The 13,457-nt window shown below is 68.6% G+C and carries 15 protein-coding genes; 6 read left to right on the plus strand and 9 right to left on the minus strand.

The annotated features are described in order from the left end of the window. Positions 1–2: 2 nt before the first annotated feature. Positions 3–737 carry a methyltransferase domain-containing protein gene (locus tag C492_RS20020; protein WP_008426975.1) on the plus strand — a complete coding sequence of 245 codons (735 nt, stop codon included), beginning with the start codon at positions 3–5 and terminating at the stop codon, positions 735–737. 260 nt (positions 738–997) lie between these two features. On the opposite strand, the gene C492_RS20025 is transcribed toward C492_RS20020, so the two are convergent. Together C492_RS20025 and C492_RS20030 are read right to left on the minus strand one after the other, a co-directional pair. Next, positions 998–1,306, minus strand: coding sequence for a transcription factor S (locus C492_RS20025; protein WP_008426978.1), 309 nt, complete (start codon positions 1,304–1,306; stop codon positions 998–1,000). A 47-nt stretch (positions 1,307–1,353) separates the two neighbouring features. Then, positions 1,354–1,608, minus strand: a complete 255-nt coding sequence (locus C492_RS20030) for a DUF5789 family protein (RefSeq protein ID WP_008426979.1) — start codon at positions 1,606–1,608, stop codon at positions 1,354–1,356. A gap of 115 nt (positions 1,609–1,723) precedes the next feature. Here C492_RS20030 and C492_RS20035 point away from each other — a divergent pair, with 115 nt between their 5' ends. Continuing rightward, entirely contained in the window at positions 1,724–3,010 is a 1,287-nt protein-coding gene (locus C492_RS20035) for an MFS transporter (RefSeq protein ID WP_008426980.1), read from the plus strand. 62 nt (positions 3,011–3,072) lie between these two features. After that, positions 3,073–3,573, plus strand: a complete 501-nt coding sequence (locus C492_RS20040; RefSeq protein WP_008426981.1) for a DUF5797 family protein — start codon at positions 3,073–3,075, stop codon at positions 3,571–3,573. Between the two features lie 27 nt (positions 3,574–3,600). Here C492_RS20040 and C492_RS20045 read toward each other — a convergent pair whose 3' ends face one another. Both C492_RS20045 and C492_RS20050 read right to left on the minus strand, forming a co-directional pair. Next, positions 3,601–4,653 (minus strand): DUF5787 family protein, encoded by a 1,053-nt coding sequence (locus tag C492_RS20045; protein WP_008426982.1) that lies wholly within the window; start codon positions 4,651–4,653, stop codon positions 3,601–3,603. 166 nt (positions 4,654–4,819) lie between these two features. Next, positions 4,820–5,257: a bis(5'-nucleosyl)-tetraphosphatase gene (locus tag C492_RS20050; RefSeq protein WP_008426983.1), complete on the minus strand. Its 438-nt coding sequence runs from the start codon at positions 5,255–5,257 to the stop codon at positions 4,820–4,822. Between the two features lie 104 nt (positions 5,258–5,361). On the opposite strand from C492_RS20050, the gene C492_RS20055 reads away from it, so the two are divergent. Both C492_RS20055 and C492_RS20060 read left to right on the plus strand, forming a co-directional pair. Continuing rightward, positions 5,362–5,697: an uS10/mL48 family ribosomal protein gene (locus C492_RS20055; protein WP_008426984.1), complete on the plus strand. Its 336-nt coding sequence runs from the start codon at positions 5,362–5,364 to the stop codon at positions 5,695–5,697. Positions 5,698–5,754: 57 nt separating this feature from the next. Beyond that, complete coding sequence (locus C492_RS20060) at positions 5,755–7,032, plus strand: amidohydrolase (RefSeq protein ID WP_008426985.1); 1,278 nt, start codon at positions 5,755–5,757, stop codon at positions 7,030–7,032. A 110-nt stretch (positions 7,033–7,142) separates the two neighbouring features. On the opposite strand, the gene C492_RS20065 is transcribed toward C492_RS20060, so the two are convergent. Next, on the minus strand, positions 7,143–8,057 hold the full coding sequence (locus tag C492_RS20065) for a DUF4397 domain-containing protein (RefSeq protein WP_008426987.1): 915 nt from the start codon (positions 8,055–8,057) through the stop codon (positions 7,143–7,145). A gap of 255 nt (positions 8,058–8,312) precedes the next feature. Then, complete coding sequence (locus C492_RS20070; RefSeq protein ID WP_008426989.1) at positions 8,313–9,719, minus strand: geranylgeranyl reductase family protein; 1,407 nt, start codon at positions 9,717–9,719, stop codon at positions 8,313–8,315. A 163-nt stretch (positions 9,720–9,882) separates the two neighbouring features. Here C492_RS20070 and C492_RS20075 point away from each other — a divergent pair, with 163 nt between their 5' ends. Further along, a complete protein-coding gene (locus C492_RS20075; protein ID WP_008426990.1) occupies positions 9,883–10,209 on the plus strand; it encodes a 2Fe-2S iron-sulfur cluster-binding protein in 327 nt (108 codons plus the stop codon). A gap of 49 nt (positions 10,210–10,258) precedes the next feature. Here C492_RS20075 and ftsZ read toward each other — a convergent pair whose 3' ends face one another. From ftsZ to C492_RS20090, 3 genes are all read right to left on the minus strand, one after another. Further along, positions 10,259–11,443 (minus strand): cell division protein FtsZ, encoded by a 1,185-nt coding sequence (gene ftsZ / locus C492_RS20080; RefSeq protein ID WP_008426991.1) that lies wholly within the window; start codon positions 11,441–11,443, stop codon positions 10,259–10,261. A 157-nt stretch (positions 11,444–11,600) separates the two neighbouring features. Continuing rightward, positions 11,601–12,920 carry a D-aminoacyl-tRNA deacylase gene (locus tag C492_RS20085; RefSeq protein WP_008426992.1) on the minus strand — a complete coding sequence of 440 codons (1,320 nt, stop codon included), beginning with the start codon at positions 12,918–12,920 and terminating at the stop codon, positions 11,601–11,603. A gap of 56 nt (positions 12,921–12,976) precedes the next feature. Beyond that, entirely contained in the window at positions 12,977–13,444 is a 468-nt protein-coding gene (locus tag C492_RS20090; protein ID WP_008426993.1) for an NUDIX hydrolase, read from the minus strand. Positions 13,445–13,457: the final 13 nt, after the last annotated feature.

Consider the following 13,457-nt stretch of genomic DNA (forward strand, 5'->3'; position numbering starts at 1 on the left):
GCGTGACCGTTCCCGTTCTACTGGTCCGCGGCGACCGCGAGTTCCTCGTCGAGCCCGGCGGAGAGATGGGTACCGATCTGGGCGTCCTCGAGGTCCCCGAGGACGTCGAACCCGGCACGTCCCTCGAGACCCACCTGGGCGAGGAATTTCGGGTCCGGCGGCTCCGGGGTCCCGACCTCTTCCATCACTTCGAGCGCACGGGCGCCCCGATGGTCCCCCGGGATATCGGCCTGGTGATCGGCGAGACCGGGATCTCGCGGGGCGATCGCGTCCTCGACGCCGGAACCGGCACGGGCGTGCTCGCGGCGCTTTTGGCCCGCGCGGGCGCGTCGGTCGTCACGTACGAGCGCGACCCCGAGTTCGCCGAGGTCGCCAGGAAGAACATGCGATTGGGCGGCGTCGCCGAGGACGTCGACGTTCGCACCGGCGATCTGACCGAATCGGTCGACGAGCTCGAGCCATCGTCGTTCGACGTCGTCACCCTCGATACGGGCGACGCCCCGGACGTGGTCGAGCACGTTCCGGAGCTGCTCGTCGAGGGCGGGTTCCTGGCGGTCTACAGCCCGTTCGTCGAGTCGACCCGCGAGGTCGTCGCGGCCGCCCGCGAGGCGGATCTCTCGGAGATTCGCACCCGGGAGACGATCCAGCGGGAGATGCAGTTCGACGACCGCGGCTCGCGACCGTCGACGGCTCCGGTCGGCCACACCGGATACCTGACGCTCGCTCGAAACGAGTGAGACGGTCTGCCGTAACTGTTTATCGGAGCGACCGGGATCGTCCCGCGGTCGCTCCGGAAATAACGTACAGTAGACCGTACGAAGTACCAAACGATATTGGAACCGGGCTTTTGTTTTCGGAGCGGTAGGTTCGGAGTGCAGTGCGGGTCGGTTGCCTCCACGGGGCGACCGCAGGTGTCAGAGGCCCGGTTGCCGTTCGACCCCCACCGTTCTCCCCACCCACTCCCCCTTCGTTCGACGCTCCCCGACGGCTCGAAGCGCTAGTTGTCGTCCTCGCGCCACTTGTACTCGCAGTCGGTGCAGATGAAAAACCGCGTTTCTGACTCGTCGGCCGACCGGATCTGTTGCATGTACCAGTAGGCCCGATCGTTGCCACACTCGGGGCAGTTCGCGTCGGTCTCGGGCAGCGACGTCTCCTCGGAGGACTCGATGACCTCGCTGGCCTCCTGGTCCTCGGTTACCGTGTACTCCGCCGCGTCGCCTTTCGGTTTCGTAAAGCCGCAGCTACCACACTCCCAGGTGCCGTCCTCGGCTTTCATCATCGAACCGCATTCGTCGCAGAATTCCATCGTTGTCCGGCATACGACGACGGAGCGACTTAAGCGACCCGTTTGGATTACCCCTCGCCCTCCGACTGGTAGGGTTCGCCGACGGCCTCGCGCGGTAAGACGTTGTGCAGTTCGGTCTCGAGGTCGTCGGCCGACTCGAATCGCTCGGCGTTCGCCCGCTCGAGCAGTTCGCCCAGGTCGCGTTCGCCGTCGGCGAGCAACAGCGTGACGCCCGCGAGCTCGCTCGCGGCCGCGTCGGCGTCGATCGGGTACGAGAGCTCCTCGAGGGCGTCGTCGATCCGGCTGAGTTTGACCTCGTCCATGCGAGCGGAGACGACGGCCAGGGGCTTGTAGAATCGCAGCGATTGCACGGACGGTCCGGACGGCAGGAACTTCGATTCGAAACGGTAATCGGGATGGACCGCACACCTCGAGTCGATGCGGCGTCTCGTTCGATGGATTGTCGCGCAGTTCGCCGTCGACAGGCGGGTGCTCGCGCTGGCGTTCGCACGGATGGCCGACGGGATCGGCAACTCGTTTCTGATCATCGTGATTCCGCTGTATATCGCCGACGACGTTGTCGGCGGGCCGACGTTCGGGCTCGGCGAGTCGATGATCATCGGGGTCATCCTCTCGTTGTTCGGCTTTCTCAACAGCTCCTTCCAGCCGTTGACGGGACGGCTCTCGGATCGAACCCGGCGCCGGAAGACCTTCATCCTGGTGGGACTGGGCGGCCTCGCGCTGACGAACCTCGCGTACGTTTTCGCCGACACGTACGTCTCCCTGCTCGCGATTCGGGGGCTTCAGGGGATCAGCGTCGCCTTCATCATCCCCGCGTCGGTCGCGCTGGTCAACGAACTCGCGACGACGGGCGACCGGGGCGGGAACATGGGCGTCTACAACACGTTCCGGCTGGTCGGGTTCGGCGCCGGTCCCGTCGCCGCCGGTGCGGTCGTCAGCGCCGGACCCTACCCGCTTCCCGGCGGACTGACGATCAGCGGGTTCGACGCCGCCTTCTCCGTCGCCGCGATCACGGCCGCGTTGAGCTATCTGCTCGTGACGATCCTGATCACCGATCCCGACTCGACGGGCGCGACCGCGGGCGCCGACCTCTCGATCGACGTCCTCGATCCGTCGGGCGAGAACCTGCTCGACCCCATTTTCACCCTGGGGGTCGTCTCGCTATTCATGGCGGCGGCGATCGCCCTGTTCTCGACGATCCAGCCCCAGATCAACGCCCACCTCGAGCAGGGATCGACCTGGTTCGGACTCCAGTTCTCGGCGTTCATCATCGCCCAGATCCTGCTGCAGACGCCGATCGGACGGGCCTGCGATCGGTACGGGCGACGGCCGTTCATCCTGGCCGGAATGGTGATCTTGATCCCGGCGACGATGGCCCAGGGGCTGGTCGCGAGTTCGGCGGCGATGTTCCTGGCCCGCCTCGCGCAGGGGGTCGCCGGCGCGATGGTGTTCGCGCCGGCACTCGCCCTGGCGGGGGATCTCGCCGGGGAGGGCGAGTCCGGCTCGAAGCTCTCGGTGCTGACGATGGCCTTCGGTTTCGGGATCGCGATCGGCCCGCTCTCCTCGGGGGCGCTGATCGGGTTCGGGATCTGGGCGCCGTTCGCTTTCGGCACCGTCCTGGCGGCGCTCGGCGCCGTTCTCGTTTACACCCAGGTCGAGGAGACCCTCGAGACGGCCGCGCCCGTCTCGATACTCGGGGACTGAGCGGGCCGCGCCCCGCCGGAGGGACACAACGCAAAAGTATCGGATCCGCGTACCTCCGGGCGATGACGCTCTCGGACGAGGCCAGGGAACGGCTGGCGGACGTGGTGGAACTACAGCCGACGAAAAACTCGGAGCTGCAGGAACGGTGGGGGCTGGAAAGCGGCAGCGAGGTTCACGGCTACCTCGAGGACGAGCTGGGTGACTACTACTTTCGGGACGACAACAGCCTGATCCGGGCGACCGCCGAGGCGGCCGACCTCGTCGACGTCGAACCCGGCGTCGAGAGCGATCCCGACGACGGCACGCCCTCCAGGATCCGGGTGCCCGAGCTTCAGGCGCTGATCGTCGACGTTCTCGCCGGCCCCGACGAGGAATCGGAGAGCGTCGTCTCGGTGTTACACAAGCTCCGGGACGCCCACGACGTCGACCCCGACTCCGAGGCGGTCCGCTCGGGGCTCCAGAGCCTGCGCCGGAAGGGCGTCGTCGAGATCGAGTACCGCACCGTCCCGACGTTCCGGCTGGCCGTCGACCGCGACGAGCTCGAGGTCTCGACGATGGACTGACCCCCGGCGTATCGGCCCGCGGTCCGACTACAGCCCGGGACGGCGACGGCGGCGCCGTTCCTCGAGCAGCCGTCGACAGCGTGTTCCCGGCCCGCCCTCGATGGGCCACCCCTTCGTCCGCCAGCGCGGCGGTTCGGGTTCGAACTCCGAGCAGGCGCCCGAACACTCCGCGGCCGTCTGGCAGCGGCCCTTGGCCCCGCAGTAGGGACGCAACTGGGTTCCGTCGGTCCCCCGTAGCGCGAAGTGTCGACAGTCGGGCCGCATCGTGTCGGCGAACGAGCGCCACCCCCGCTCGTAGGCCCGTTCGGCGATCGCCAGGCGCTTCTCGGCTTTGGTCTTCGGGGGGACGTACTCGAACCGAGCGGCCGACCCGTCCCGCCGACCGCCCTCGGGCCGCTCGAGGACGCGCGTCCCCGGCTCGCCGACCGAAAGCGAGCGGGGATACCACGCGACGTCGGCCGACGGCGACTCGGGCTCGAGCGCGAGCACGCCGGCCTCGACGGGCAGGTCCTCGAACAGCACGGGCTCGACCCGTTCGCCCGTCGCCCGGGTGGCGACCCAGACCTCGTCGGCGAGCCCGAGCGCGACGTCGTACTCGAGCTGGGCGGCCAGGTTCCGGGCCGCGCTGGCGTCGAGGTCGGGCTTGTTCTCGATCGCGACGATCCGATCGACCCACTCCGGATACTCCCACTTCCGGCGGATCTCGATGCGGTTGCCCGACTTGCGGGTCTCGAGGACCCCCCGGTCGTCGGCCTCGTGGATCGCCTCGCGGACGTACCGCCAGGGGTAGCCCGGGTCCGGGAGCGCGTCGCGGTAGTAGCGCCAGTCGGCGGGCGCGTTCCGGACGACGTGCAGGAGGTCGCTATCGAGTCGCTTCGGGCCGAAGTTCGCGCGTCGCTCGAGGGCCTCGCGGTCGCACTCGAAGACGATCGTGTCCCAGCGCCGACGCTTCGTGCCGAGCTGGCGGGCGACGAGGACGGCCCGGTCGTCGCCGACGTCCTCGGCCGGCGGCCAGGCCCGCTCGGCCCACCGGCAGGTCCGAAGCTCGAAGGCGAACTCGCTGTCGGTCGCTCGCGTCACTGGCGTCGGTAGGGTGATCGGAGACAAGTGTACTGCGGTCCGCCGACGGCTCCGAGAACGACTCGCTCGTATTCGAGCGGTCGGCGGTCGCCGTAGATCGACGTGATCGACGGAGCCCGGACTCGCCGACCGCTGTTCCGTCGCGGCTCGGGTCGGCGGCGGGGGCCTACTCCTCGTCTTCCTCCAGAATCACGTCCAGGTACTCGTGGGCCTCCTCTAAGATCTCGCGGGGCCCGTCCTGAGTGACGGTGTTTATCGCCTGTTCGTAGTCGCGCCACTGGAGGTCGCGGTGCTCGTTCGAGAGCTCCGCGCTGGCCTCGAACGACTTCGCGATAAAGAGGTGGACGGTCTTGTGGATCGTCTTCCCGTTGGCCTCGAAGACGTAGTCGTAGTCCTCGCGAAACCCGTCGAGTAGTCTGAACTGGTCGATACCTGCCTCTTCCTTTACTTCGCGGATCGCCGTCTGCTGTAGCTCTTCATCTCCTTCGACACCGCCCTTCGGAAACTCCCAGTCGCCCGGGCGGCTCTTGAGTAGAAGATACTCGCGCCGGCCCCGCGTATCGCGGAAGAGGATCGCGCCTGCGCTCGTAGCTTCGACTGCCATTACCTCGAGTAACGTGCCCGACGTTAAGAGAATATCGGACCGTGCGTCCGCCGGCACCGGATCTCAGCAGGTTTTTACGCGCCGGCCGTTCAAGGTCGTACAGCATGACCTTCGTCACCCGGCTCACGCTTCAAAGCGGCGATCGAGCCGCACTCGACGGCATCGTCGACGACATCAAATCCACCGCCGAGCGCAAGGGTGCGGCGCTGAAGGGGCCCCACTCTCACCCCCCGGAAAAGCTGACCGTCCCCCAGCACGCTCGCCTGCACGGCGACGACGAGCGCCGGTTCGCGTCCTGGGAGTACACGGTCTTCACGCGGGAACTCGAGATCCACGGTCACGACGACCTCGCGCGAAACATCGCCGAACAGAACTTCCCGGACTCGGTCCACATCGAGGCCGAGGTCGAGCAGATCCACGGCGCCGGGCGAGGAAACTGAGACGGCCGTCTCGAAGGACCCGCCACTGCTTTGAGGGCGCCCGACGAAGACGGCGCCATGTCCACCGATCCGGACCTCGTCTCGCTGCGTCGCGACCTCCACCGCAAACCCGAGCCCGCCTGGCGGGAGTTTTACACCACCGCGAGGATCGTCGAGGAGCTCCGGTCCCGTCTCGACCTCGAAGAACTCCACGTCGGCCCCGACGCCCTCGCGGGCGAGCACCGAATGGGCGTCCCCGACGAGGCCGAACTCGAGACCTGGTTCGAGCGGGCCCGCGACCACGGCGCCGACGAGGACGTCCTCGAGACCCTCGAGGGCGGGTACACGGGCGCCGTCGCCGTCCTCGAGCGCGGCGAGGGGCCGACGGTCGGGCTCCGGGTCGACATCGACGGCCTCCCCCAGCCCGAGTCCGAGGACCCGGACCACGCGCCCGCCGCGGAGGGGTTTCGCTCCGAACACGACGGGGCGATGCACGCCTGCGGTCACGACGCCCACGCGACGATCGGGATCGGCGTCCTCGAACGGATCGCCGAGAGTGAGTTCGAGGGGACGCTGAAGGTTTTCTTCCAGCCCGCCGAGGAGGTCGTCGGGGGCGGGAAGTCGATGGCCAAAAGCGACCACCTCGCCGACGTCGACTACCTGCTCGCGCTCCACGTCGGGCTGGACCACCCGACCGGCGAGATCGTCGCCGGGATCGACGGCTTCCTCGCAGTGCGCCACCTCGTGGCCACGTTCACCGGTGAGCCCGCCCACGCCGGCGGCCACCCCGAGCAGGGCCGCAACGCCGTCCAGGCGATGGCCACGGCGGTCCAGAACTGCTACGGCATCCCGCGCCACAGCGACGGCGCTACCCGGATCAACGCGGGCGTCGTCGAGGGCGGCAGTGCGGCCAACGTCATCCCCGAGGAGGCCCGCATCGTCGCCGAGGTGCGCGGCGAGACGACCGAACTGATGGAGTACATGTACGGGAAAGCCGAGCGCGTGATGCGATCCGCGGCCGAGATGCACGACTGCGAGGTCGCCCTCGAGATCGGCGCCGACGCACCCAGTGCGACGAGCGACCGGGAACTCGCCGACGTCGTCGCCGACGTCGCGGGCGGCGTCGCCGGGGTCGAGAACGTCCTCGAACGCGACCAGCTCGGGGGCAGCGAGGACGCGACGTTCCTGATGCGGGAAGTCCAACAGAACGGCGGGCTGGCGTGTTACGTCGGCGTCGGTACCGACCACCCCGGCGGTCACCACACCTCGACGTTCGACGTCGACGAGGATAGCATCGGCCAGGGGATCGAGACGATCGCGGGCGCGATCGAACGGATTGCTACCGAGCGCCCCTGACACCCTCCCACGGCTGACGTCGTGGGCGTTCTCCTCGAATCGCTGTAATCGACGGTGACGGAAAAAGAGGTCAGTGGCTGTCGGCGTCGATCGTCGCGGCAGCGGACGTCTCAGTAGTCTTCGTCTGATTCGTTACTGTGATCGTCGGACTCGTTACCGTGATCGTCTGATTCGTTGCCGTGGTCGTCGGACTCGTTGCCGTGGTCGTCGGACTCGTTGCCGTGCTCGTCGCCACCGTCCTCTCCGCTCCCGTCGCCGGTGGCGTCCGCGACGACCTCGAGGTCGAACGCCTCGTCGGCCGGCGCGCAGTCGGGCTCGAGGTAGCCGACCGCGAAGGCGCTGTAGACGCCGCCGGCCTCGGGCGCGACGTCGAACTCGGCGACGACGTCGCCGTCGTTACAGTCGGTCGCGGGGCGGACCTCGAGGGTGTACTCGCCCGCAGGCACCTCGAGGGCCCCGGCCTCCCCGAAGGCGACGTTTTCGAACAGCACCGTCTCGCCGTCGCCGGCGGTAACGTCGACCGCCGGGGCGTCGGGCGAGGCGTGGACGAGCCGTACGCGAGCGTTCTCGCCCGGATCGCTCGGGTCGTCCTCGAGGACGGCCGGTGCGAAGGGCTGGGTCTCTCCGGAGAGCTCGCCCAGCGCGGCGATCGTAAAGGCCCCTTCGGCGAGCTCCAGTTCCTCGTCGAACACCACCGTATCGGGATCCTCCGTCGCCGAGATGGCGACGTTTGCGGTGCCGACCGGGAGCTCGAGGTAGTCGCTGACCGCGCGGAAGGGAACGTCCTCGAGGACGGTCTCGCCCTCGACCGCGACGTCGACGTTCGGCGCGTCCGGCGAGAGGTGGGCCGCACGGACGCGGGCCGTCGCCTCCGCACCGTCGTCCTCGTGATCTTCGTCGGACTCGTTGCCGTGATCCTCGCCGCCGTGTTCGTCGCTCGCCGCTGCGAAGCTGCCAGCGACCAGACCGGCGCCCGCGGTTCCGACCAGCGCTAGCGTGCGTCGACGGGTATGTCCTTGCGACATGGATACTCATTACAGGGGACAGGAATAGTCGGCTTTCCCTAACAGAGTAGGAAATTCGGTCGGCGATTCGCACCGACGCTCGGCCGAGAGCGCGGTCCCACCGCGAGAACCCGGGGAAGGGCAGGCGCTTGCCGATTCCCACCGCGAGCCTCGAAGCGGCGAGCGGGCCGACGACTGACCCGAAACGAAGTGGAGGGGAGGACGGAGTGGCTTCGTGAGCGAAGCGCTTTCGAACGACAGAGTAGCGGGTCGGTGTTAGTACTTCGGATCGGCGCCCGTCGTCTCGTAGACCGCCTCCATCAGGTCGTCGCGTCGGTCCTGCCAGCTGTCGAGTGCGCCCGGGTGCGAGGGGTAGTGACCGTAGTGCTCGAGCAGGTCGTCCGCACACCGCTTCGTCTTGTAGAGGTTCCAGATCGTCCCCCAGTGGTCGCGGCTCTTGAGCAGGGCCTCGAGCTTGAGCTTCGTTCCGATGTCCGTGCTGCCGGAGTACAGCGCCTCGGCGAGCTTGTCGCCGGGCATCGCCGCGAGCAGCCCCATCAGGTCGTCGACGTCGACGGCCGTCGAGAGGATGTTGTAGACGTCCAGGGCGGCGTAGCGGGCGCCGAAGTGGTCCATCACGCGCTGGTTGTACTCCCAGAGCGCTCGCTCGCCGACGTCGCCGGCCTCGATCGCCTCGACGGCAGCCTCGGCGGCGTACTTGCCGGCGTAGGCCGCGCCCGCGATCCCGCCGCCCGTCGTCGGGTTGACGTGGCCCGCGGCGTCGCCGACGGCCACGTAGCCCGGGTGGACCGCCGAGTCGTAGGGTCGACGCGTCGGGAGCGCGGCGCCGAGCTTGTCGTCGACCTGCGCGCTCTCGAATTCCGGGCGGTTCCGGAGGTCGCGCTTCAGACTCTCGACGAGTTTCATCGGCTCCTCGGTCATCTGGAAGCCCAGGCCGACGTTGATCTCGGTCTCGGTGCGCGGGAAGTACCAGAGGTAGCCCGCGGCCCGGTCGGTCGGCTTGAAGACGAGGGCGTCGGACCACTCGACGGGGTCGTCGACGGTGACGACCTCGCGGTAGCCCGAACAGAAGTGGGTGTAGTTCACGTTCGTGTCGAACGTCGACCCCGAGAAGTCGACGTGGTCCTGCAGCACCGACAGCGAGCCCGCGGCGTCGACGACGATCTCGGCCTCGTACTCGAGGGGCTCGCCCTTCCGGGTCGCCCGCACGCCCGTAACCCGACCGTCCTCGGCCTGGGTGACGTCCTGAACGACGGTGTCGTAGTGGATCTCCGCGCCTGCGTTCGCGGCGCCCTCGATGACGAGTTTGCCGTACTCCCAGCGGTCGACGACGGCCAGCTCCCCGGGGATCGGAATCTCGAGGACGGTGTCCTCCTGGGGGATCTCGAAGCGGCCGTGGTCGACGTCGGTGTTCGTGAAGGCGGGCTCGAGCTGGGACTTGGGGATCGCGTCGGGGAAATCGGCCGCGCCCTTCAGGGCGTCCCCGCAGGCGATGTGGCCCGCTTCCTCCTCGGACTTGCGCTCGAGGAGGACGACGTCGTACCCCTCGCTCGCGGCGGTGGCTGCGGCGTAGCTGCCCGCGGTTCCGGCGCCGACGACGACCACGTCCGCCGATCGGGTGCCCGGCGTCGCGGCGTCGACCGACTGCTCCTGCGTGCTCATATAGGACAGTGTGAACTCCGCGGTAAGAAAACGTTTTATGTGCATATCTTCGCTCGCTCGGATCGCGACCCGCGGGCACGGCTCCGTCGTCGGTCGATTTCGTCGGCTCGAGGGCGACGAATCGTAATAAAGAGTTTTAGTGCGGTCTTCCGTACCGTTCGGTATGACTGAGTACACGGTCGAGTTCGTCGGCACGGGGGAGTCGATCACCTGTACCGACAAGGAGACGATTCTCAGCCGCTGTCTCGAGGAGGGGATCGCCCAGGAGTACTCCTGCCGCGTCGGAATGTGTCTGGCCTGTACCGCCGAGATCCTCGAGGGCGAGGTCACCCAGCCCGCGGCCCGCGGGTTCACCGAGGAGGAAGCCGAGAACTACGCGCTGACCTGCATGGCTCGCCCCCAGTCGGATCTAAAACTCGAGCGCGGGAAGTACCCCCCGAGCATCGAGGGCGATCTCGCGGGCGGGGAGCCGGCCACGGCCGACGACTGACGGCGCCGGCGATTCTGCGAAGAAGCGTCCCGCGAGTCGCGTCCGCCGATCAGTTGACGAAGTCGATGTCGTCCTCGCCGCGAGCGCCGCCCCGACCCCGCGCCCCGGAGCCGCGTTCCGGCTGGGTCGACTCGCCGTCGCCGTTGCCGTAGATCTGGGGCGACTCGACGCCCGTGACGACGATCATCGTCCGCATGCTGCCCTCGAGGGTCTCGTCGATCGAGGTCCCCCAGATGATGCGGGCGTCGGGGTCGATGCGGTCGTAGATCTCCTCGACGACGCCTTCGGCCTCCTCGATGGACATGTCGTTGCCGCCCGTGACGTTGACCAGCGCCGAACTCGCCCCGGAGATGTCGACGTCCAAAAGCGGCGAGCGCAGCGCGGTCTTGACCGAGTCCTCGGCCTTGGCCTCGGAGTCGGACTCGCCCAGGCCGATCATCGCGACGCCGCCGCGTTCCATGACGGTGCGGACGTCGGCGAAGTCGAGGTTGACGAGGCCGGGCTTGGTGATGAGTTCGGTGATACCCTTCACCGACCGCATCAGTACTTCGTCGCTGACCTTGAACGCCTGGCGAACCGGCAGTTTGCCGACCGAGTCCAGCAGGCGATCGTTGGGGACGACGATGACGGTGTCGGAGACGTCCCGCAGGCGCTCGAGGCCGGCCTCGGCGTTCGTGCGGCGGACCTCTCCCTCCGCGGTGAAAGGCGTGGTGACGATCGAGATCGTGAGCGCCCCGGACTCTCGAGCCGCCTTCGCGACGACGGGCGCCGAACCGGTACCGGTGCCCCCGCCCAGCCCCGCGGTGACGAAGACCATGTCCGACCCCTCGATCGCCCCGGAGATGTCCTCCTGGCTCTCGAGGGCGGCCTCCTCGCCGACCTGGGGGAGCGAGCCGGCGCCGCGACCGCCCGTCTTGTCCTCGCCCATCAGGATCTTGGTGTCGGCTTCGATCTCCACGAGGTGCTGGACGTCGGTGTTCGCGGCGACGAGTTTGGCCCCGTGGATCCCCTCCTCGTGCATCCGGTTGACGGTGTTGCCGCCGGCGCCGCCGCAGCCGACGACCGTGATGTCGGTCTGGAGATCCTGCAGAACGTCCTCGAGTTCGTCGTCCGTCATCGTCCCGCTGTTGTCGGCCCCGTTCGCGCCCGACTGGCCCGACCGCGACGCGTCGGCGGGGACGTCCCCCTCCGCGGTCTCGGCCTCGTCGATCGCGTCTTCGATGAGAGAGTCCATTCCTGGGAGCCTGTAGTAGATGGAGCATAATTACCTTTCCCCTACACGTCAGCCGCCCGGAGGCGGGATAACGCGGGGTTACGTGTCGGAACTCGAGAACCGACCGATCGCGGGGCGGGGCGGAACAATCGGGGACTTCCCTCCGGGATCGAACCGGTCAGAACTCGAACCGGCGGTCCCGCTCGCGGTGGACGGCGTCGGGGTCGATCCGCTCGCCGTCGACGGTCACCGCCTCCCCGTCCGCGAGCGCGCCGAACGCCGGCCCCTCCGGAACCCCGAGGGTCCGGGCGAGGTCGGGATCGAACGCCAGCTCCTCGACGACGACGGCGTCGTCCTCGAGGGCGACGCGCTCGAACTTCGCCTCGAGAACGTCGGCGACGGCCTCGATAAGCTCCCGTTTCGTCCCGGAGTCGGGGAGGGCGACGCGGCTCCCGACGCGGCTGCCGGCGTTTTCGGTCTCGAAGGCGACGGCGTGGCGTTCGACCAGCTCCCGGACCCGGTCGGGGTCGATCCCCTGGGCGGTCTCGAGCAGGTCGGCCGGGAGTTCGCGGACGACGAAGGAGACCTCGCGACGGTCGCCGAAGCGAACGCCGTCCTCGACGCGGCCCAGTTCGTCCTCGACGGCGCCGACGAGTTCGAGCGGGCGGTCGCCGACCGCGCGCAGCCAGGTCTCGCCGACGATCCTGCGGTCGAGGTCGTCGAGGACGTCCTCGAGGACGGGCCACTCGCCGTCGAGCACCGCCAGTTCGGCGCGGCTCGCCTCGAAGGCGCGCTCGATCACCTCGCGGTGGCTCTCGGGGTGGCCCATCGACTCGAGGGCCCAGTCGGCGGCGGCGTGGCCGACCGCCCACTCGGTCTCCTCGACGATCCGCTGGAAGCGAGGCGCGTAGTGGTTGCCCCCGAAGCCGACGACCTGCCGATCGCGGTGAGCGTCGACTCCGCGGAGCTCGAGGATCGCTCGCGCGACGGCCGCGGCGCCGTCGGGATCGGTCCACTGGGGTTCGTCGCTGCCCAGCTCCGCAAAGAGCGACGGACAGCCGACGTCGCTGGGGCCGTGGTGGGTACACTCCATCCCGACGTCGTACCCCTCGGGCGCGTGGGTCTCGAAGGCCTCGAGCAGTCGCGCGAGGGCGTTCGGACAGGCCTCGGCGAGGGAGTCGTCATCGCCGCCGAACTCCGCGGCGCCGAAACTTCCCGTGAAGTGGCCCGTCAGCAGGGCGCCCGTGTCGCCCGAGTGCCGGGAGGCGAAGACCAGCAGCTCGGGGTCGCAGTCGAAGGCCTCGGCGGGGCGTTCGAGCTCGAGGTGGAGGTCGTCGAACGAGCGCAACTCGGCGTCCTCGAGGCGGTAGTACGTGCCGCCGCCGTCGCCCGCGGGGCGGGCGTCGTCCTCGCGTTCGGTCCAGTCGGCGAGCTCCCGGAGCCGCTCGCAGACGTGGACGGAGGCGCTGTCGGCGCGGCTCTCGACGATTGCGATCACGACGAACGCTCGGGGACGGCGCCTCGAATACTCTCCGTTTTCGTTCCGGAAACGCGTCAGTCGGAGGCGACCGGCCGATCCGGGCCGGCCGTCGCGGACGGCAACAGGCCGACGTAGTCGTCGAGATCCAGCGCGAACTCGCGGTCGCCCGTCGGCTCGATCCAGCTGAACTCGAACTCGGAGCCGTGCTCGTCCCCGCCGTCCCGGACCGTGTGCGTCCAGCTGTCCCGGGGCTCGTGGACGGTCGCGTGGAAGAAGTGACGGACGTAGTACTTCGGCGGAGACGGGCGTCGCACCCAGATGTCCGTCGTGAGGTGCTCGGCACCCTGCAGCGTCATCAGACCGCTCTCCTCGCGTACCTCGCGGAACAGCCCCTCTCGAGGGGATTCGTTACCCTCGAGGGTCCCCTTCGGGATCTGCAGACCCTCGTGTCCCGGGCCTTCGAAGACGAGTAACTCGCCCGTCTCCCGGGTGATGTACGCGCAGGCCTTCCCGACGTACGTGGTTTCTTCCGGTTCGATCATACGTTTCGTACAG

The organism is Natronococcus jeotgali DSM 18795 (genome assembly GCF_000337695.1).
Lineage (GTDB): Archaea > Halobacteriota > Halobacteria > Halobacteriales > Natrialbaceae > Natronococcus > Natronococcus jeotgali.